General features: G+C 58.6%; 13 protein-coding genes. 12 read left to right on the top strand and 1 reads right to left on the bottom strand.

Annotation, left to right across the window (positions count from 1 at the left end; all coding sequences use genetic code 11):
- Both tilS and DMP05_RS07075 read left to right on the top strand, forming a co-directional pair.
- Nucleotides 1-1,083: a tRNA lysidine(34) synthetase TilS gene (gene tilS, locus DMP05_RS07080; protein WP_123219785.1), complete on the top strand. Its 1,083-nt coding sequence runs from the start codon at nucleotides 1-3 to the stop codon at nucleotides 1,081-1,083.
- A 165-nt stretch (nucleotides 1,084-1,248) separates the two neighbouring features.
- Complete coding sequence (locus tag DMP05_RS07075) at nucleotides 1,249-2,322, top strand: MBL fold metallo-hydrolase (RefSeq protein ID WP_123219784.1); 1,074 nt, start codon at nucleotides 1,249-1,251, stop codon at nucleotides 2,320-2,322.
- A 249-nt stretch (nucleotides 2,323-2,571) separates the two neighbouring features.
- Here the strand turns inward: DMP05_RS07075 and DMP05_RS07070 are convergent, their stop codons facing one another.
- A complete protein-coding gene (locus tag DMP05_RS07070; protein ID WP_123219822.1) occupies nucleotides 2,572-3,996 on the bottom strand; it encodes a sodium-dependent transporter in 1,425 nt (474 codons plus the stop codon).
- Nucleotides 3,997-4,263: 267 nt separating this feature from the next.
- Here DMP05_RS07070 and DMP05_RS07060 point away from each other — a divergent pair, with 267 nt between their 5' ends.
- The 10 genes from DMP05_RS07060 (at nucleotide 4,264) to DMP05_RS07015 (ending at nucleotide 17,248) form a co-directional block, all read left to right on the top strand.
- A complete protein-coding gene (locus tag DMP05_RS07060; protein ID WP_123219782.1) occupies nucleotides 4,264-4,536 on the top strand; it encodes an ACT domain-containing protein in 273 nt (90 codons plus the stop codon).
- A 162-nt stretch (nucleotides 4,537-4,698) separates the two neighbouring features.
- On the top strand, nucleotides 4,699-6,063 hold the full coding sequence (locus tag DMP05_RS07055) for a PFL family protein (protein WP_123219781.1): 1,365 nt from the start codon (nucleotides 4,699-4,701) through the stop codon (nucleotides 6,061-6,063).
- A 228-nt stretch (nucleotides 6,064-6,291) separates the two neighbouring features.
- Complete coding sequence (locus tag DMP05_RS07050; protein WP_170151668.1) at nucleotides 6,292-7,758, top strand: alanine/glycine:cation symporter family protein; 1,467 nt, start codon at nucleotides 6,292-6,294, stop codon at nucleotides 7,756-7,758.
- Between the two features lie 204 nt (nucleotides 7,759-7,962).
- Nucleotides 7,963-8,538, top strand: a complete 576-nt coding sequence (locus tag DMP05_RS07045; protein ID WP_123219780.1) for a biotin transporter BioY — start codon at nucleotides 7,963-7,965, stop codon at nucleotides 8,536-8,538.
- A 251-nt stretch (nucleotides 8,539-8,789) separates the two neighbouring features.
- Nucleotides 8,790-11,396, top strand: coding sequence for a tRNA (adenosine(37)-N6)-threonylcarbamoyltransferase complex transferase subunit TsaD (tsaD, locus tag DMP05_RS07040; RefSeq protein WP_244595089.1), 2,607 nt, complete (start codon nucleotides 8,790-8,792; stop codon nucleotides 11,394-11,396).
- A 35-nt stretch (nucleotides 11,397-11,431) separates the two neighbouring features.
- Nucleotides 11,432-12,100: a trimeric intracellular cation channel family protein gene (locus DMP05_RS07035; protein WP_244595087.1), complete on the top strand. Its 669-nt coding sequence runs from the start codon at nucleotides 11,432-11,434 to the stop codon at nucleotides 12,098-12,100.
- 304 nt (nucleotides 12,101-12,404) lie between these two features.
- Entirely contained in the window at nucleotides 12,405-13,727 is a 1,323-nt protein-coding gene (locus tag DMP05_RS07030) for a hemolysin family protein (RefSeq protein ID WP_123219779.1), read from the top strand.
- Between the two features lie 213 nt (nucleotides 13,728-13,940).
- On the top strand, nucleotides 13,941-14,867 hold the full coding sequence (locus tag DMP05_RS07025; RefSeq protein WP_123219778.1) for a TrmH family RNA methyltransferase: 927 nt from the start codon (nucleotides 13,941-13,943) through the stop codon (nucleotides 14,865-14,867).
- Between the two features lie 284 nt (nucleotides 14,868-15,151).
- Entirely contained in the window at nucleotides 15,152-15,880 is a 729-nt protein-coding gene (locus tag DMP05_RS07020; RefSeq protein WP_123219777.1) for a hypothetical protein, read from the top strand.
- A gap of 516 nt (nucleotides 15,881-16,396) precedes the next feature.
- Nucleotides 16,397-17,248 (top strand): acyltransferase family protein, encoded by an 852-nt coding sequence (locus tag DMP05_RS07015; RefSeq protein ID WP_123219776.1) that lies wholly within the window; start codon nucleotides 16,397-16,399, stop codon nucleotides 17,246-17,248.
- Nucleotides 17,249-17,343 lie beyond the last annotated feature (95 nt).

The raw sequence follows: 17,343 nt of genomic DNA, 5'->3' as shown, positions 1-17,343 counted from the left end.
ATGGCACAAAAAACCGTATACGATTGCGCGCTTGATACGGTGCGCGCGCACAAGATGGCGGGAGCCGACGCCTTTGCGGTGGCCATGGTGAGCGGCGGCTCCGACAGCTGTGCGCTGGCATACATGGTTGCCGATATGGTGGCAGCCGGCGATTTGGGCGCAGCGGTTATGCTGCATGTGAACCACAAGCTGCGCGGTGAGGCGTCCGAAGGCGACGCCCGATTTGTTGTGAAGCTGGCGGAAGCGCTCGGCCTGCCGCTGTTCATGTGCGAAATCGACGTGTCGGCGCTCGTGCGACAGGGCGGCAACATGGAGGCCATCGCCCGCGACGAGCGGTATAAAGCCGCGCGTCAGGCGATTGAAAGCACCTGTTCTCACCTGGGCTTTTCTGAAGATTCGGCGCGCGTATACACAGCGCATACCGCAGACGACCGCGTGGAGAACTTCTATATGCGCTCGATTGTGGGCACGGGCCCGGGCGGGTTCCGTTCCATGAATTACTGCGTGAATATCGATGGCATGCGTGTGTGCCACCCGCTGCTCGAGTTGGGGCGTGATGACTTGCGCGCGTTCATCGCGGGGCGCCCGTGCCCCGTGCGAGATGAATTGGGCGAGCTGTGGCGCGAAGATGCCACCAATGCCGATACCGATCACTTCCGCGCGTTCGTGCGTCACGAAATCGTGCCTCGCGCCAAAGAGCGTAACCCACGCCTGCTCGAAACGCTCACGCGCACGATGAACCTTATCGCCGAAGAAGATGATATGCTCGCCGGCCAGGCGCGCGAACTGCTTCTTTCCAGGGTGCGACCGTTGGGCCAGCTCCCGAGCGAGGGTTTCTTGATTTCGTCCGATATGGCGCATGTTGAGCGTCCACTTGCTCGTCGCGTAATCGACCGAGTGCTTTCACTCGCGCTTGGTCGCGATGCCCGCATCGAAACGGCCTCCATCGAAACCTGTCTCGACGGCTTAGGCAAATCGGGCTTCGTGTCGAACATCCAGGGAAATTTAGCGGTGAGCTACAACAAGAATGGCCTGCGAATTGAGCCCATGGATGCCTTCCGTGCCCGCAGGAAAAAGCTTTAGGTTGCGTACTTCGATGGGCGCAGGTGGCCAGCTCGAAATGCAAAACACCGCTCGTCGCCATTTATTGCGCGCTTTTTGCCCATGTACCTCGAGTTCGAATTGTTTGCGTAAGATGAATGAACTGGGCGTGGTTCGTGCCGCGCATGATAACGGAGGGGGCTGCGTATGAACGAGGGCGTTGCCGAGGCGAGCGAACGCATGCTGAAGGGTGCGGGCGCGTTTGCCCACGAAACCCCCTATGCGGTAGGCAAACATTATCGCCAAATCAGCTCGAGCCCTGATGTATATCTCGTGCGCGTGCCGTTTTTGAATATCTCCACGTCAGAGACGAATTGCTACCTTATTTGCGACGGGGGCGAATGCTTGGCCGTCGATACGGGGGCGCCGACGCCCGAAGGCGCCGCTCTGCTCGACGCGGCAATCGACGAGCTCGGCATTGATAAGGCGCGCATGTCGTTTTTCTTGACGCATTTGCATATGGACCATGCCGGTCTCATCGATCATGTGGCTCCCAAGGAAGCACCCATTGCCCTGAGCCTCACCGACTTCAACCTCATGGCCGCTTCAAGCGACGCCGAATACCTGCGCATCACCGAAGCCCAGGTAAGCGCCGAGGGGCTCGATTGCGACCTTGTGCATAAATCGGCTCGTTACGGCATGGGTATTCCCAGCTTCAAGCCCGAGGGGCGCAACTTGAAATTCGTTGCAGAAGGCGACGTTATTGCAGTGGGGCAAACGAAGCTCGAGGTCGTCGATACCGCGGGCCACACGCCCGGCCACCTCGCGCTTTTCCACCGTGGGTCGGGCTTGTTGTTTTCCGGCGACCACATCCTGTTCGCCATCTCGCCCGGTTTGGGCCTGCGCTTGGGGGTCGTCGATACCATGGGCGTGTATCTTGCGAACCTGCAAAAGGTGTGTGACCTGGGTATTTCGCGGTTGCTGCATTCCCATGGCGAAATACGCCCCGATTGGCGCGAACGTGTGGCGTGGCTTAAAAACCATCATTGTGAACGCATTGAACAAGCGGCGGCGTACATTGCCGAGCATCCTGGTGCAACGGGCGCCGACGTGGTGAAAAACCTTACGTGGAATGTGCCGCAGGCTTGGGAAGATATTTACCCAGCCCAAAAGTGGTGCATTGTCGAAGGCGGCATTATTATCCTGAATCACCTTATCGCCGAGCATCGCATTGCGCGCGAGCCCGACGCCAACAACATTCACCACTACACGCTGCTGTAGACCGTTAATGCGTCCAGCCTGGCGCCTGGCGGATGCCTTGCAATCACGGCTCGCTACCGCTCACTTCGTTCGCTATGCGCTCGCCTGGCTGCGTTTAACTTTGGAAAGAAGGATTTGAGCGCAGACGATTGTCAGTCATCCGTCAGGCGCCAGGCTGGACGCATGATGAATGAAAGCCGTTTTTCATCATGCTTTTGACGAGCCGTGGTCCGCAAGGGGCCCAGTCACACTGGTGTTGCAGGTGCTCTTCTACAATCCGAGCCAGATTTGGAACTTCGGAATGTATCCCATGATGAAAATCACCACCATGAGCACGGGGATGCCATAGGCAATCCATGCATGCGCCCACTTCGGGAAGCGCGGGCCGGCGCCGGTGTTTGCTTCGGTGAGGAAATTCTTCCAGCCCCAGCCGTAGCGGCTTGTGCAGAACAGCACATACACCAGGCCACCCAGCGGAAGCACGTTATTCGAGACAATGAAATCTTCTAGGCTCTGAATGTCGCCGATGCCGGGGAATTGCACTCCCTGCCACACGTTGAAGCCCAGAATGCACGGCACCGAAAGCACGATGATGAGCACGGCGTTGATCGCCACGGCCGAGCGGCGCGAGGCGCCCCATTGGTCCATGCAGAACGCCACGATGTTTTCGAACACGCCAATGACGGTGGAAAGCGCGGCGAAGCTCATGAAAATGAAGAACAGCGTGCCCCACAGCTGGCCGCCCCACATTTGGTCGAATACGCTCGGCAGCGTGACGAATACCAGGTTGGGGCCTGAATCGGGCGAAACGCCATAGGCGAAGCATGCGGGGAAAATAATCAGGCCTGCGAGCAGCGAAATGAGCGTGGAAAGGCCGGCGACGCTTGCCGCTTCGCCCGTCAGGCGACGGTCGCGGCCGATGTAACTGCCGAAAATCGCCATGCCCGAAGCGCCGATGGAAAGCGTGAAGAATGCCTGGCCCATGGCGGCGTATACCGCATCGCCGAAGCCGTTTTCGATCATCTTCCCGAAATCGGGCATGAGGTAGAACTCAAGGCCGGCATGTGCGCCGGGCAGCATGACCGAATTGATGGCCAGAATCACAATGGCCACGAACAGGCACGCCATCATGACCTTCGTCACGCGCTCGACGCCGTTTTGCAGGCCCAGGCCAACGATGAAAAAGCCGATGCCGCAAATAATGACCATCCAGAACAGCATTTGGAACGGGTCGGCGAGCAGTGCCGTGAACGCCTGCTCGGCGGCGCCCGACGCGCTTGCGGAAGCAGAGGTGCCGAGCCCTGTGAGCTGGCCGGTCGCCATTTTGAACGCGTAGGCGATCATCCAGCCGGCGACGGTGGTGTAGAACATCATCAAAATGAAGTTGCCGGCGAACGCAAACCATTTATACCAATGCCATTTGGTGCCTTCGGGTTCCAAAATGTTGTAGCTTCGCGCGCAGCTTTTCTGGCTCGCGCGGCCCACGGCATATTCCATGACCAAGATGGGCAGGCCGAGAATCACCAAGAACACCAGGTAGAGCAGCACAAACGCCGCGCCGCCATATTCGCCGCATACATACGGGAAACGCCATACATTGCCAAGGCCAATGGCGCATCCGGCCGAAATAAGAATGAAGCCGATGCGCGAGCCGAATTTCTCGCGGCCTTCGGTGGTTTTGGGCGTAGTGCTCATGCGTGCGCTCCTGTCGGAATCGAAAATGAAAACGATGGCCACGCGAACGCCACCATCGAGAATGTGCAAACCCGAGCATTATACGCAGCAAAACGAGCTCATGCAAAAAGCGTCCGCGCTGCTCGAGCGCCCAGCTACCGAAGGCTGCGGCGCTCTGCTCGTGCAACTCGTGCATTCTGCGTGGTTGGGCGATAAACTGCACATGAGCGAAGAACCGCTATACTACACTACGCTAAAGTGCTCAAAGAACCTTTGGAAAGGTATGCCATGAACAAAGCCATCATCACCGTGGTCGGTCAAGACACTGTGGGCATCATTGCCCGCGTGTGCACGTATCTCTCGAATCACAAGGTGAACGTGCTCGACATCTCGCAGACCATCATCGACGGTTACTTCAACATGATGATGATTGTCGACTATTCGGCCGCCGATGAAAGCTTCGGCGCGATGGCCGTTGAACTGGAAAGTCTGGGCGAGGAAATCGGCGTGCGCGTGCGTGCCCAGCGTGAGGAAATCTTCACCGCCATGCATCGAATCTAAGCTGGCGACCGCTTTCGTTGGCAAGAAGGCTGGGACCTTGGCGAAGGGCGCATGTGCGTTTCGCGCGCCCGCGTCGCGAGGCTTCGCGGAAGTCCGAGCATTTTCGATGAGGCGAAGCTGCCTCGGCCCACCCCAAATTCATCATTTTGGAGACGTATATCTATGATTAATATCCAAGAGGTCCACGAGACCAATGAAATGATTGAGCAGGAAAAGCTCGACGTGCGTACCATCACCATGGGCATCAGCTTGCTCGATTGCGCGTGCGACAACGTGGATGAACTCTGCGACAGCATCTATGCCAAAATTACGACGCGCGCTCGCGATCTGGTCGCCACGGGCGAAGCCATCGAGCGTGAATTCGGCATCCCCATCGTTAACAAGCGCATCACCGTGACTCCCATCTCGCTTGTGGGCGCCTCGGCCTGCAAAACGTCGGAAGACTTCGTGAAAATCGCTCATACGCTCGACCGTGCGGGCAAGGAAGTGGGCGTTGACTTGCTGGGCGGCTATTCGGCGCTCGTGAACAAGGCCATGACTCCTGCCGAAGAGCTGCTCATCCGATCGCTTCCGCAGGCTCTCGCCGAAACCGACATCGTGTGTTCGAGTGTGAACGTGGGCTCCACGAAAACCGGCATCGACATGAACGCCGTGGAGCTGTTGGGCCACATCATCAAAGACATTGCGCATGCCACCGCCGACAATGATTCGTACGGTTGTGTGAAATTCGTCGCATTCTGCAACGCTCCTGACGACAACCCGTTTATGGCAGGCGGTTTCCATGGCGTGACTGAAGGCGACGCGGTTATCAACGTGGGCGTTTCGGGTCCGGGCGTGGTGAGCCGTGCACTCGATGAGGCCATCGGACGCGATTTCGAATTCCTGTGCGAAACCATTAAGCGCACCGCGTTCAAAATCACACGCGTGGGCCAGCTGGTGGCGCAGGAGGCGAGTCGCCGCTTGGGCGTGCCGTTTGGCATTATCGACCTGTCGCTTGCCCCCACGCCCGCCCAAGGCGACTCGGTGGGCGAGGTACTCGAGAAAATCGGCTTGGCTCAGGTGGGCGCTCCGGGCACCACGGCGGCGCTTGCCATGCTGAACGACCAGGTGAAAAAGGGCGGCATCATGGCGTCGAGCTATGTGGGCGGCCTTTCGGGCGCGTTCATTCCCGTTTCGGAAGACAAGAACATGATCGATGCTGCGGCCAACGGATGCCTTACCATCGAGAAGCTTGAGGCTATGACCTGCGTATGCTCGGTGGGCTTGGACATGATTGCCATTCCCGGCGACACCACGGCAGCCACCATTTCGGGCATTATCGCCGATGAAGCGGCTATCGGCATGGTGAACCAGAAGACCACCGCCGTGCGCGTGATTCCCGTCGAGGGCAAGAGCGTGGGCGACATGGCCGAATTCGGCGGCCTCATGGGCTACGCTCCCATCATTCCGGTGAATCAAACGAGCTGTGAGGCGTTCGTGACCCGCGGCGGCCGTATTCCCGCGCCGATTCACAGCTTCAAGAACTAAATCGCTTTCGAATCGAGGGCGCGCGCCTTCAAAACGGAACGCATGAAGGGCCGAACATTTGTTCGGCCCTTTTTTCGTGCTCATCAACCCGCAAAAGTGTAGGCATTTCAGCTCATGAAATGGTCGACGGCGGAGTAAAATGTTTCAGTTACGTTCCATAGCAAAGAAAGGCCCAACGTGGACATCAACGCATTCCTCATTGATGTCACAGGCGAAATCGACGGCTTCATGTATACCTACATCTTGCTGGCGCTGCTTGTGGCAACGGGCATTTGGTACACCATTCGTACCAAGGCCGTGCAAATTCGCTACATCAAAGACATGTTCACCCAGCTCACCGAGAAGAAGCATGTTGGCGGCAAGCATTCCATCTCGTCGTTCCAGGCGCTCATGGTGTCCACTGCGAGCCGCGTTGGCACGGGCAACATCGCCGGCGTTGCAACCGCAATCGCCACGGGCGGCCCGGGTGCGGTGTTCTGGATGTGGCTTATGGCGATTGTCGGTGCCGCGTCGGCATTCGTCGAATCGACTTTGGCGCAGATTTTCAAGGTTCGCGGCGAAGACGGCGAATTTCGCGGCGGCCCGGCTTATTACATCGAGCAGGGTCTGGGCAAGCGCTGGCTGGGCGTGGTGTTCGCCGTGCTGCTCATCCTGTGCTTCGCGTTCGGCTTCAACGGCCTGCAGTCGTTCAATGCTACGAGCTCGTTGACGTATTACACCGGCGACGGTGAAATGTCTACGAAGGCCGCCATCGCGAGCGGTATCGTGCTTGCGGCTATGACCGCCATCGTCATCTTTGGCGGCTCGAAGCGCATCAGCATCATCACCTCGGTCGTTGTTCCCGTTATGGCGCTCATTTACATCGCGATTGCTGTGTGGACTACCGTGAGCAATATCGGCGAGCTCCCCGCGGTGTTCGGCCTTATGTTCGCGTCGGCGTTCGATTTCCAGTCGATCTTCGGTGGTTTTGCTGGCTCGGTCGTTATGCTCGGCATCAAGCGTGGCTTGTACTCCAACGAAGCCGGCATGGGCTCCGCTCCTAACGCCGCGGCTACTGCAAGCGTTTCGCACCCGGTTAAGCAGGGCCTGGTCCAGAGTCTTTCGGTCTACATCGACACGCTGCTCATTTGCACCTGCTCGGCCATGATGGTGCTCGTGTTCTACGTGCAAGACCCCGAGACGGCCACCGCGCTCAACGGCATGCCGCTCGTGCAGATGGCCGTGAACAACTCGGTGGGCGAGTGGGGCATTCACGTGATCACCTTCGCCATTTTCGCGTTCGCGTTTTCGAGCCTTATCGGCAACTACTTCTACGCCGAAAGCAATCTGCGCTTCATCAAGGATGACAGCCCCGTGCTGCTTACGGTTTTCCGCATCGTGTGCCTGGTCATCATCTACTTCGGCGCTGTGAACAGTTTCGATCTGGCATGGAACCTTGCCGATATCTTCATGGGCTTCATGGCCATCGTGAACCTTATCGCTATTTTGCTTTTGGGCAAATGGGCCATTAAAGCGCTTGACGACTACACCGAGCAGCGCAATGCCGGCAAAGACCCGGTCTTCGTCGCCGACAAAGTCGAAGGACTGCCGAAAACCCAGTGCTGGCACATTGGCGAGGACGACCTGAAAGACGTCGGAGAGCAGCCGGTGAAGGAATACTTCGCCGATGCGATGGAAGCCAAGCCGCTCGAGTAAATCTCGAAGACGTTTGCCATCTGGCGAACGGAGTGGCGCAAACTCTTGTAATCGTGCATGAAGCCGCCTGTTATGGGCGGCTTCTTTATTTGTTGACGATCCGGGGTTCCGTTCGGCACTATCGCATGGTAAAGTGCTAAGGCATTTGTTAATGGGCCGCGCACGGTGAATGTGTGGTTCTCGAACCTAGGGAAGGTTTCATTCATGCAGAAAAAGCAGACGCTCAAGCGATCGGAATCGGTCGCATTTTGCGGATTGGCGATCGCGCTCATCACGATTGGTGCATGGGTTACGGTGCCGTTGGGTCCTGTGCCCTTCACGCTGCAGACCATGGTGCTCGCGTTCGTGGTGCTGCTGTTCCCCGCGCGCGAAGCGGTGGCAAGCGTTGCCGGCTATGTTGTTCTGGGCGCACTTGGCGTGCCGGTGTTCTCGGGCATGGCGGGCGGCCTTGCGAAGGTCATGGGCCCCACGGGCGGCTTTATCATCGGCTTTGTGTTGGGCGCTGTTGCTGCGGCGCTTGTGCTTAAGGCATGGAAGGCTCCCTCGTCGAAGGCTCTCGGCTTGGTTCGTGAGTACGTCGCTGCATTCGCTTTCCTCGCGATTTCTTACGTGTGTGGCTGGGCGCAGCTTATGGCTGTTGCGGGAATGAGCCCCATGGCCGCTTTCCTTGCGGGCATCGCTCCGTTCATTCTGCTCGACGCCATTAAAATCGTGATCGGCGTGAGTTTGGCCCACGCGCTTCGCCAGGCCGTTCCGGCGCTTCGCCGCGCGAACGATTAAGGGGTGCCCAGGAATTATCTTGGGAATCGTTTCGGGCGAGAATGGGAAAACTGGGCGGCGCTTTCCGAAAAAAGGAGCTGCCGTTTTGATATGACGAAAGAATCGCTCGTGGGCGTGGCCTGCGGGCGATTCTTTGTATTGATGGGGATGAGCCGCCTCGCCGCCAGGGCGATGGTAGAATGCCAGTACGTTTTATGTATGGTATGAATTCGCGGCACCGAGCCGCCATGAAAGGTGCATGGACCTTGAGCATGCAAAACGAATCTGCCGCGCGCGGCGCGTGCATTTTAGCATTTGATACGGCGAATGAAGTCGTGGCCGTTGGTGTTGGGATGTATACCGAGGCTCCTGGCGGCGACCCTGAGAATCCGACATTTGGTATGGTACCGCTTGCGTGCCGGGAAATTCCCGCGCATCGCGCGAGCAATACCATTCTTTTGAATGAAGTCGACGCAACGCTTGCCGAAGCGGGGGTGCCCAAGGGCGATGTCGCGGCGGTCGTGTGCGGGCGCGGTCCTGGCAGCTTTACGGGCGTGCGCATTTGCATGGCTACGGCCAAAGGTGCCGCTTCGGCGCTCGAAGTGCCGCTGTATGGCGTCTCGACGCTCGATGCCGTCGCGTGGCGCGCGTGGGCGGAAGGGGTGCGTGGCCGCGTGCTCGTTGCGGCCGATGCCATGCGCAAGGAAGTGTACCCCGCGCTGTTTGAAATTTCGGATTCCGAGATTTCCCGCCTTACGACCGATGCCGTGGTGAAGGCTGCGATTGCGTGCGAATGGGTCGCCGACCAGGAGGCGAAGCTTCCTGAGCGAGCCGGCGATTTGACTATTCTTGGCGACGCCTTGGTGAAATACCGAGAGATTTTCGAGCCTTTGGGTGCCATCGCAGATGAAAGCCTGTGGGCGGTGTCGGGCGCGGGTTTGCTGCTTGCGGCCCAGGCTGGCCTTGCTGCAGGCGATATCGATCTTTCGGCTGACGCATGGCATGGAGAATCGAATGCCGCCGCCGCTCGCGCGAACGCAGGCGCGGCCCCCGTGGCGTTGCGCCCGGGCGACCCTTCGGTGCTTCTGCCCGTATATACGCGCCTTTCCGATGCCGAGGAAAATGAGCGCATTCGCCTGGCGAAAGAAGCCTCCGAGAAAACTGATGCGCTCTCGCCGCGCGATTTGTCGACGGGCGTGCAGCATGCCAATGTCGTTTCGGCAGCAATCGAGAATCGTGCCGCCGTGGTTGCGGAAATCGCCGACGTTTCTGCCAACATCTCGTATCGTCCGCTCGATGCTGCCCACGCTGCCGGCGTTGCCGCTATGGAACGCGAATGCATGGGAAGCGATGCGTGGTCCCCGTCTCTTGTTGCCGACGAACTGCCGCGCCGCGACCGCACGTGGTGGGCGGCATACGACGGACAAAAGCTCGTTGGCTATTGCGGCGGGTGGATCGTCGCTGGCCAGGTGCAAATTCTGAAAATCGCTACCGACCCATCGTATCGCCGTCGCGGCATTGCCGCCGAGCTCATCTCGCTCGTCGCTTCCGATGCGCGGAATTTGGGCGCTACCGAAATGACGCTCGAGGTGCGCGAGTCGAACGTGGGCGCCCAGGCGTTCTACGAAAAGCTCGGCTTGGCGATTATCGGCGTGCGTCCCCATTATTATTCTGACCGCGAAAATGCTGTCATCATGACGGGCCCGCTGCCTGCGTCGGGTGTTTCTGCGCATGATGAGTCGGCGGCTCCCGTTGTTGCCGGTATGGAACTTCAGGTGAGCGCCGTGTCGGGCGCGCCGCGCGAAGCGGCAGCGACCGCGGTCGAGCTTGATTCTTCGAAACGTCCGCTTATCCTGGCAATTGAGAGCTCGTGCGACGAAACCGCGGCGAGTATCATCGACGGGCAAGGCGGCTTGCATTCCGATGTGGTTGCCAGCCAGATTGACTTCCATTCGCGCTTCGGCGGCGTGGTTCCCGAAATCGCGAGTCGCAAGCATATCGAGGCGATTTGTGGCGTGTGCGATGAGTGCTTGGCAACGGCAGCAGCCTCGCTGGGCGTTGGAAGCCTGCGCTGGCGCGATCTCGATGCCGTGGCGGTGACGTATGCTCCGGGCCTGGTGGGCGCACTCGTTGTGGGTCTTGCGTTCGCGAAGGGCGCGGCATGGGGTGCCGATAAGCCGCTTATCGCCGTAAATCACCTGGAAGGCCATCTGTATGCGAACCGCATTGCCGAACCTGGCATGCAGCCCCCTATGGTGGTATCGCTCGTAAGTGGCGGCCATACCATGCTCGTGCACGTGCGCGATTGGGGTGATTACGAAACCATGGGCTCCACCATCGACGATGCGGTGGGCGAGGCGTTCGACAAGGTGGCGAAGGCGCTTGGCTTGGGCTACCCCGGAGGCCCCATTATTTCCAAGCTCGCCGCGAAGGGCAACCCCAAGGCCATCGCGTTCCCGCGCGCGCTCATGCATTCGGGCGATTTACGCTTCAGCCTCTCGGGTTTGAAAACCGCCGTGACCACGTATATTCAAAAGGAGCAACAGGCTGGTCGCGAGCTGAACATGCCCGATATCGCTGCGAGTTTCGAGGCGGCGGTGGTCGATGTGCAGGTGGCGAAGGCGAAGGCCGCGCTCATCGAGACGGGCGCGAAGGAATTCTGCCTTGGCGGCGGCGTGGCGGCGAACCCCATGCTGCGCGGCGCTTACGAGAAGATGTGCAGAAAGCTCGGCGTTCGTCTGACCATGCCGCCGCTTTCGGCATGCGGCGACCAGGCGGCCATGATCGCTGAAGTTGCGCGCGACAGATTTGCGCAAGGCAGGTTCGCCGATCTTTCACTCGATGTAAAAGCGCACGCTCCGCTCGACGAGCCGTACTAGGGCCGTTGGTCTTTTGACCTTCCGAGGGGGCTATCGTGGATTTCATCACCCAACATATACTTACGCTTATCTCGACGAGCGGCGGCGTAGTTCCGGCATTCATCGACTATTTGTCGGTTATCGCCGGCGTGCTTACGGGTGCGCTCGTTGCGTGCAATCGGAAGCTCGATATCATAGGCGTTACGGTGCTGGGGCTGGTCACGGGCTATGGCGGTGGCATGTTCCGCGACTTTTTGCTGCAAAGCCATGGCGTGTACTTCATGGCGCATCCGTATTTGCTGCTTGCTGCCATTGCTTTGTGCGTGGTGGTGTTCTTTTTTCGGCAGATTTTCGACCGCATCGATTACGGCGTGTTCGTGGCCGATGCGCTTTCGGTCGGCTTGTTTGCCGTGGCGGGTGCGAGCAAGGCCTTCTCTTGCGGCGCCGGCTTTGTGATGTCCATAGCGTTGGGCGTGCTCACGGCAGTTGGCGGCGGCGCGTTGCGCGATGTGGCGCTGGGCGAGGTGCCGGGTATTTTTAAAGCCAGCAACTTTTATGCGGTAGCTGCGCTGGCTGGTTCTTTTTTGTACGTGGTGCTTGTGGCATATGGCGCGCAGGATACGCTCGCGGCGGTTCTGTGCGTGGTTTGCGTGGTCATGCTGCGCTGCCTGAGCGTGCGGTTCAATTGGAAAACGGGCAGCGATAAGCTCATGCATCGTCATTAGGGCACGTACGGGGGCCGCAATGTACGATGGCGCTCCGTCTTCTGGGCGCTTGCTGCCAGGGGATTGAGCATTTGCGGGCCTGTCTTAAGGCGAATTCCTCTGTTTTCCTTTTTCGCTTCATTTCTTTGTTGCGGCATTTCTCGTGCTGCTGCTGTTTTTGTAACGGTTGGGCAAAGTCTCGCCCCGCGTGGCATGAGTCGGTCGCATTTTCGTTATAGTTACGAATTGCAATAGTAAGAACCGCATATCTGCGAAGGTTGGGCCGTCTGCGAGACGGCCTTTTTGAAAGGGTGAATTTCCGCTCATGTCTATTGGCATAAGCCTTATCCTCGTCGTATTTTTCCTGGCCATGAACGCATTCTTCGTCATCGCCGAATTCGCGCTCGTGCGTGTGCGCAAGTCGCAGCTCGAGCTCGCCGTAGAGGAGGGCAAGCCGGGCGCCAAGGCGGCCATGGAAATTGCCCTGAACGTGAACAAGTATCTGTCGGCCTGCCAGCTGGGCATTACGCTTGCATCGCTTGCCTTGGGTTGGTTGGGCGAGCCGGCGTTTTCGGCTCTCATTCGACCGCTGTTCGTGTTGTTCGGTCTGCCCGAAGCCGTGATTTCCGTGGTGGCGGTGGCCATTGGCTACTTCATCATGACCACGCTGCATGTGGTGACGGGCGAGCTCATTCCTAAGTCGTTCGCGATTTTCGCCACCGAGCGTTACGCGCTGTTCACTGCGCGTCCGCTTATGGCGTTCTATAAGATTACCTATCCCATTATGGTGCTGTTCAATGGCATCACTAATGCGGTGGTGCGCATTGCGGGCCACGACCCCGCCAATGAGCACGAGGTGTACACCGACGACGAAATCAAGCTGCTCATCGATGAGTCCACCGAAAGCGGCCTTATCGCGCCCGAGCAGAACGAGTTCGTGGACAATATTTTCGACATCGCCGACAAAGATGCCGAATCGCTCATGACTCCGCGCCCCGACATGGTGTGCCTGTGCATGAACGACACGTTGGAAGAAAACATGCGCATCGTCACCGAGGCGAAGTTCACGCGTTTTCCCGTGTACCGTCGCGACAAAGACGATATCGTGGGCTTCGTGAGTGTGAAAGACTTGTACAACTTGTCGCCCGAAAGCACCATGGACGACGTGCGCGTGCGCCGCATCGTGGCGGTGCCTGAGGGCATGCCCGTGGTGAAGCTGCTCAAGGTGCTCAAGCGAGAGAAAACGAAGATGGCTTTGGTCGTCGACGAGCACGGCGGAACGTCAGGTCTGGTGACGATGGGCGATATCTTCGAGGAAATCGTGGGCGATTTCGATGACGAATACGCCCACGGCTTGAGCGATGTGCTTACCGAGGTTGCGCCGAACCACTTCATCACCACTGGCGCATGCCCTATTGACGATTTCGCTGAGCGCATGGGCTTCAAAGACGAGAATTTCACCGAATACGAAACGCTTGGTGGCCTGCTGCTCGACGTGCTCGATCGAATTCCCGATGTGGGTGATGAAGCGAACTATGAGGAAGACGGCACTAAGGTACGTTTTGTGGTACGTTCGATGGATGCGCGCCGAATCAACCAGGTCGAATTCTGGGTGACTGAGGCCACGCCGGACGATCAACCGGCGTAAGCCGTTGACGCTGCGTGGCAATCTGGCTTTGCCTTGGCTTTCAATCGTCGCTCGCGTTTTGAAGCGTGCGTTGCTTCTCATCCGGGGTAATCAGATTTTCCAGCCTGCTGCTCACTGGCTTTGGTGCGAGCATTTCGTTGCGTTGCCGCCAGGGCAGTTCAATGTCACAATGAGCCGGTCTGATGATCGGCTCTTTTCGTTTGAGGAGTACCCATGCCCTATATCGAACTCGAATCGCTTGACGACGCGCGCCTCGATGTGTTCGCGCGCCTGACCGAGGCTCAGCTTCGCAACAAGCTCGAACCCGAAAAAGGAATTTTCATTGTCGAAAGCGAGAAGGTTATTGATCGGGCATTGCTCGGTGGGGTGCAGCCGCTTTCAATGCTCATGACGCCTGAATGGGTCGATCGTACGCGCGAAATCGTGTCGCGTGCCGAGGCGGCGTGTGAAGAGCCTGGTGGGATGCCCGTGTTCGTGGTTCCCGCGAAGGAGGCGGAGCGCCTTACGGGCTTTGCGGTGACGCGTGGCATTCTCCTGGCGTGCCGTCGTCCCCAGCTGCCGAGCGTGGAAGACCTGCTTGCTCGAGTTGACGCCGAAAAGGCCGCACGCGCGGCGGCTGTTGCGGCGGGCGAGCTTGATCCAGGCGAGGTGGGCAACATGCACGATGCGAGCCGCAGGCGTATCGCAGTGCTCGAAGGCATCGTCGACCATACGAACGTCGGTGCCATTTTTCGCTCGGCGGCGGCCATGGGAATCGATGCAGTGCTCGTAACGCCTACGTGCTGCGATCCTTTGTATAGGCGTGCGGTGCGCGTGTCGATGGGCTGCGTGTTTCAGGTGCCGTGGACGCGCATTGGCGAAAGCGTGCGCGATTGGCCCGCGGCGGGGCTTGAGCGCCTGGGCGCGCTTGGATATAAGACGGCGGCCATGGCCTTGTCCGACGATTCCCTTCCGCTTGGCGCGCCTGAGTTGGCGCAAATCGACAAGCTCGCGCTCGTGTTCGGCACCGAAGGCGATGGGCTGTCGAACCGCACTATCGCGGGCTGCGATTACACGGTGCGCATTCCCATGCGCCCCGGGGTCGATAGCCTGAATGTAGCGGCGGCAAGTGCGGTTACTTTTTGGGAGCTTTGTAAATAGTGGGATGCTGGTATTAAAAAGATACCGATAATACTTCCTTTTAGATATCGAATAAGGTTCCAATAGAAACTGTAATACTTTCTTTTTGATATTGCATTACTCTTTAAAAGAGATTAACTAACAAAAAGTTACTAAGATTAGTATCGTAATGAAACCATAGGCCGCGCTGTCATTTTGGACGCGTGGTCTTTTTCTTGGTGCCGATTTGGGCCGCTCTGTTCTGGTTGGCGTCGCCTTCCTCTCGTACGCTTTCCTCAAATTCATCGAAGGGGAAGGAGCGTCGAATGAAGGCTTCGAAAAAGCAATGGTGGCGCGTATGCCTTACGTCGGTAGTCGTTGCGTTTGCTTTGGCGTGTTCATGCATGATTGCGGGTTGCGGCGGCGGGTCTGGAGCCGTCGAATCGAAGGAACGCGTGCCCGAGGCGAACGTCGACCCTTCCCGCATCGACTCGGGAAGCTACCTCGCTGACAATGGCTTCGGATACTCTGCTGACGTGTGGTATATCGATGGCGACACGTCGCGCCCCGGCTTCTATCTAGAAGCGTGGACGGTCGTTTTGCCCGTGTTCTTCGACGAGAGCGGCAAGCCCATCGATCCCGACTGCGATGCCACGATAAAAGATAAGCATCTGGTGCCCTCCGAAGAATGCGAGTCTGGTTACGATATCGTTTTCGTTGACCCCATGACCTGCTACGACTCTGTGAGCAATACCTGGTATTCGCGTGGCGACTACAATGCCGTGATGGCAAAGGTCGTCAATACGAAATGGAAGTCGCTCACAAACGAGTCCATCGAAATCGAGCTGAGGGAAGATGGAACGCTTGTCGAGAGCCGCGATGGCAAGCAGGCTGAGGCGGGTACCTGGGCCATTACCGCCGTCGACCAGGTTGGCTTGTATTGGGATGATGAAGACCCGGCGTGGAACTATGCCATCCATTGCGATTCGAACGGCAAGGCCGATAAGCTCGATTGGGGCTTTGACGGCAGCGGTGACTACGCACGCGTCGACTAACGGTTTTCTTCATAAAGGCGATCGAGGGCTCCTCGCTTACAAGGCGGGGAGCCTTCTTTGTTGCGGCGTGTCCGCCCGCGCGGCAGCCCTTGGGCCCCACGGCGTTCGCGGCAATCACGGCATTGTCCTTAACAATAATGGGGTCGCGTGCGGTTTTGTGGATGCTCGCTCGCGTCAGGTTTATTTTGCGAGTGCGGACGGGTTTGCAGGTGTGCGCTCGTGCGAGACTGCGTTCTGTGGGGTGTGGCCGTTCGGTAGGCGCCTGGTCGCGCTAGGATTCGCCTTGGGTTTCTCGGCGGCTTGACGAGGTCGTCCGCCGCGAGGAGGCGGCCGAGGCCGAGTAGGGCGGGTGCCGGCGCCCTTGCTGCCGGCGGTCGCGGCTCCGGACAGCGTACGTAAAGATGAGCCAGACCCCCGAATCCGCCCGATTTGGGGGGTCTTTCTCGTCAAAATGTACGCTAAATCCATGAGGGTATATAATGGGACGCTCTGCTCGAATGCACGAAGGAAGGATTGATGATGCCTGGTCACGAGAAGCGCGTCTTGTCGCTTGACGGCCTGCGAGGGCTCGCGGCGCTGATAGTGTTCCTGTATCACGTCGACATCATGGTCAAGCCGTTTGGCGCGGGGGGTCCGAGCCTCTTCCCTGGCACCGCGTCGGTTATGGTGTTCTTCATCCTGTCTGGCATAGTGCTGTCTCTTGTTCCCTTTAAGCACATGGGAAACGGCGGGTACGACTGGCTTGGCTATTACCCAAGAAGGGTCGTCCGCCTTTGCGGGCCGCTGTTTGCGGCGATTGCGCTGGCCCTTCCTATGGGCTACGTGGCCTGGCGCCTGGGGTCCACGTCGCGCTCCGCGCTTGCCGTCGCCTACGACGCGGGCCTTCCCACTGCGGTTCATGACATCCTCATGCAGTTCGACGTGCTATTCAACGTGTCCGATGGCGTCAACAACCTCTTTGGCGCGCAGCTCGTCCGCGTTGACTCTCCCGTCTGGTCCATGAGCTGGGAGCTCTGGTTTAGCCTGACGCTTCCGCTGGCCATCTGGTGCATATCAAGGATTCGCCGGACGAGTCTGGCGGTTGTTGCGACCTTTATTGCGGTGCTTGTCTCGCACTGGACGGGCTACTTTCCGCTGCGCCTTTGCCTGATGTTCTGGCTTGGCGTCATGGTGGCCCGGCGATTCGACAAATTCAAGGCCGTCAAGCTTTCAATACTGGCTGAGCTGGCGCTGCTTGTGGCCTCTGTTGGTGTTATCGAGCTCTCGCTCGTGTGGCATCCCGGTGGGGTTCTCGAGGCGTTGAAGTCCACCGCCATGAACGCGGCCTGCCTGGTGGTGTTGATGTTCACTAAGAAGTGGTCCGAGTGATCACTGGGAAATGAGCACCGTGAGCACGAAAAATTGAGCAGTTTAAGCAAGAGGGCCGCGCCCCGGGGACCGGGGGCGCGGCCCTCGCCGTATGG

The organism is Slackia isoflavoniconvertens (genome assembly GCF_003725955.1).
Lineage (GTDB): Bacteria > Actinomycetota > Coriobacteriia > Coriobacteriales > Eggerthellaceae > Slackia > Slackia isoflavoniconvertens.
The sequence above is the reverse complement of the archived record's forward strand: the minus strand, read 5'-3'. Positions and strand labels throughout refer to the sequence as shown.

What these genes read in the sequence shown, in the direction of transcription:
- tilS (WP_123219785.1), top strand. Translation starts at nt 1, where the DNA reads ATGGCACAAAAAACCGTATACGATTGCGCGCTTGATACGGTGCGCGCG.
- DMP05_RS07075 (WP_123219784.1), top strand. Translation starts at nt 1,249, where the DNA reads ATGAACGAGGGCGTTGCCGAGGCGAGCGAACGCATGCTGAAGGGTGCG.
- DMP05_RS07070 (WP_123219822.1), bottom strand. Translation starts at nt 3,996, where the DNA reads ATGAGCACTACGCCCAAAACCACCGAAGGCCGCGAGAAATTCGGCTCG.
- DMP05_RS07060 (WP_123219782.1), top strand. Translation starts at nt 4,264, where the DNA reads ATGAACAAAGCCATCATCACCGTGGTCGGTCAAGACACTGTGGGCATC.
- DMP05_RS07055 (WP_123219781.1), top strand. Translation starts at nt 4,699, where the DNA reads ATGATTAATATCCAAGAGGTCCACGAGACCAATGAAATGATTGAGCAG.
- DMP05_RS07050 (WP_170151668.1), top strand. Translation starts at nt 6,292, where the DNA reads ATGTATACCTACATCTTGCTGGCGCTGCTTGTGGCAACGGGCATTTGG.
- DMP05_RS07045 (WP_123219780.1), top strand. Translation starts at nt 7,963, where the DNA reads ATGCAGAAAAAGCAGACGCTCAAGCGATCGGAATCGGTCGCATTTTGC.
- tsaD (WP_244595089.1), top strand. Translation starts at nt 8,790, where the DNA reads ATGCAAAACGAATCTGCCGCGCGCGGCGCGTGCATTTTAGCATTTGAT.
- DMP05_RS07030 (WP_123219779.1), top strand. Translation starts at nt 12,405, where the DNA reads ATGTCTATTGGCATAAGCCTTATCCTCGTCGTATTTTTCCTGGCCATG.
- DMP05_RS07025 (WP_123219778.1), top strand. Translation starts at nt 13,941, where the DNA reads ATGCCCTATATCGAACTCGAATCGCTTGACGACGCGCGCCTCGATGTG.
- DMP05_RS07020 (WP_123219777.1), top strand. Translation starts at nt 15,152, where the DNA reads ATGAAGGCTTCGAAAAAGCAATGGTGGCGCGTATGCCTTACGTCGGTA.
- DMP05_RS07015 (WP_123219776.1), top strand. Translation starts at nt 16,397, where the DNA reads ATGATGCCTGGTCACGAGAAGCGCGTCTTGTCGCTTGACGGCCTGCGA.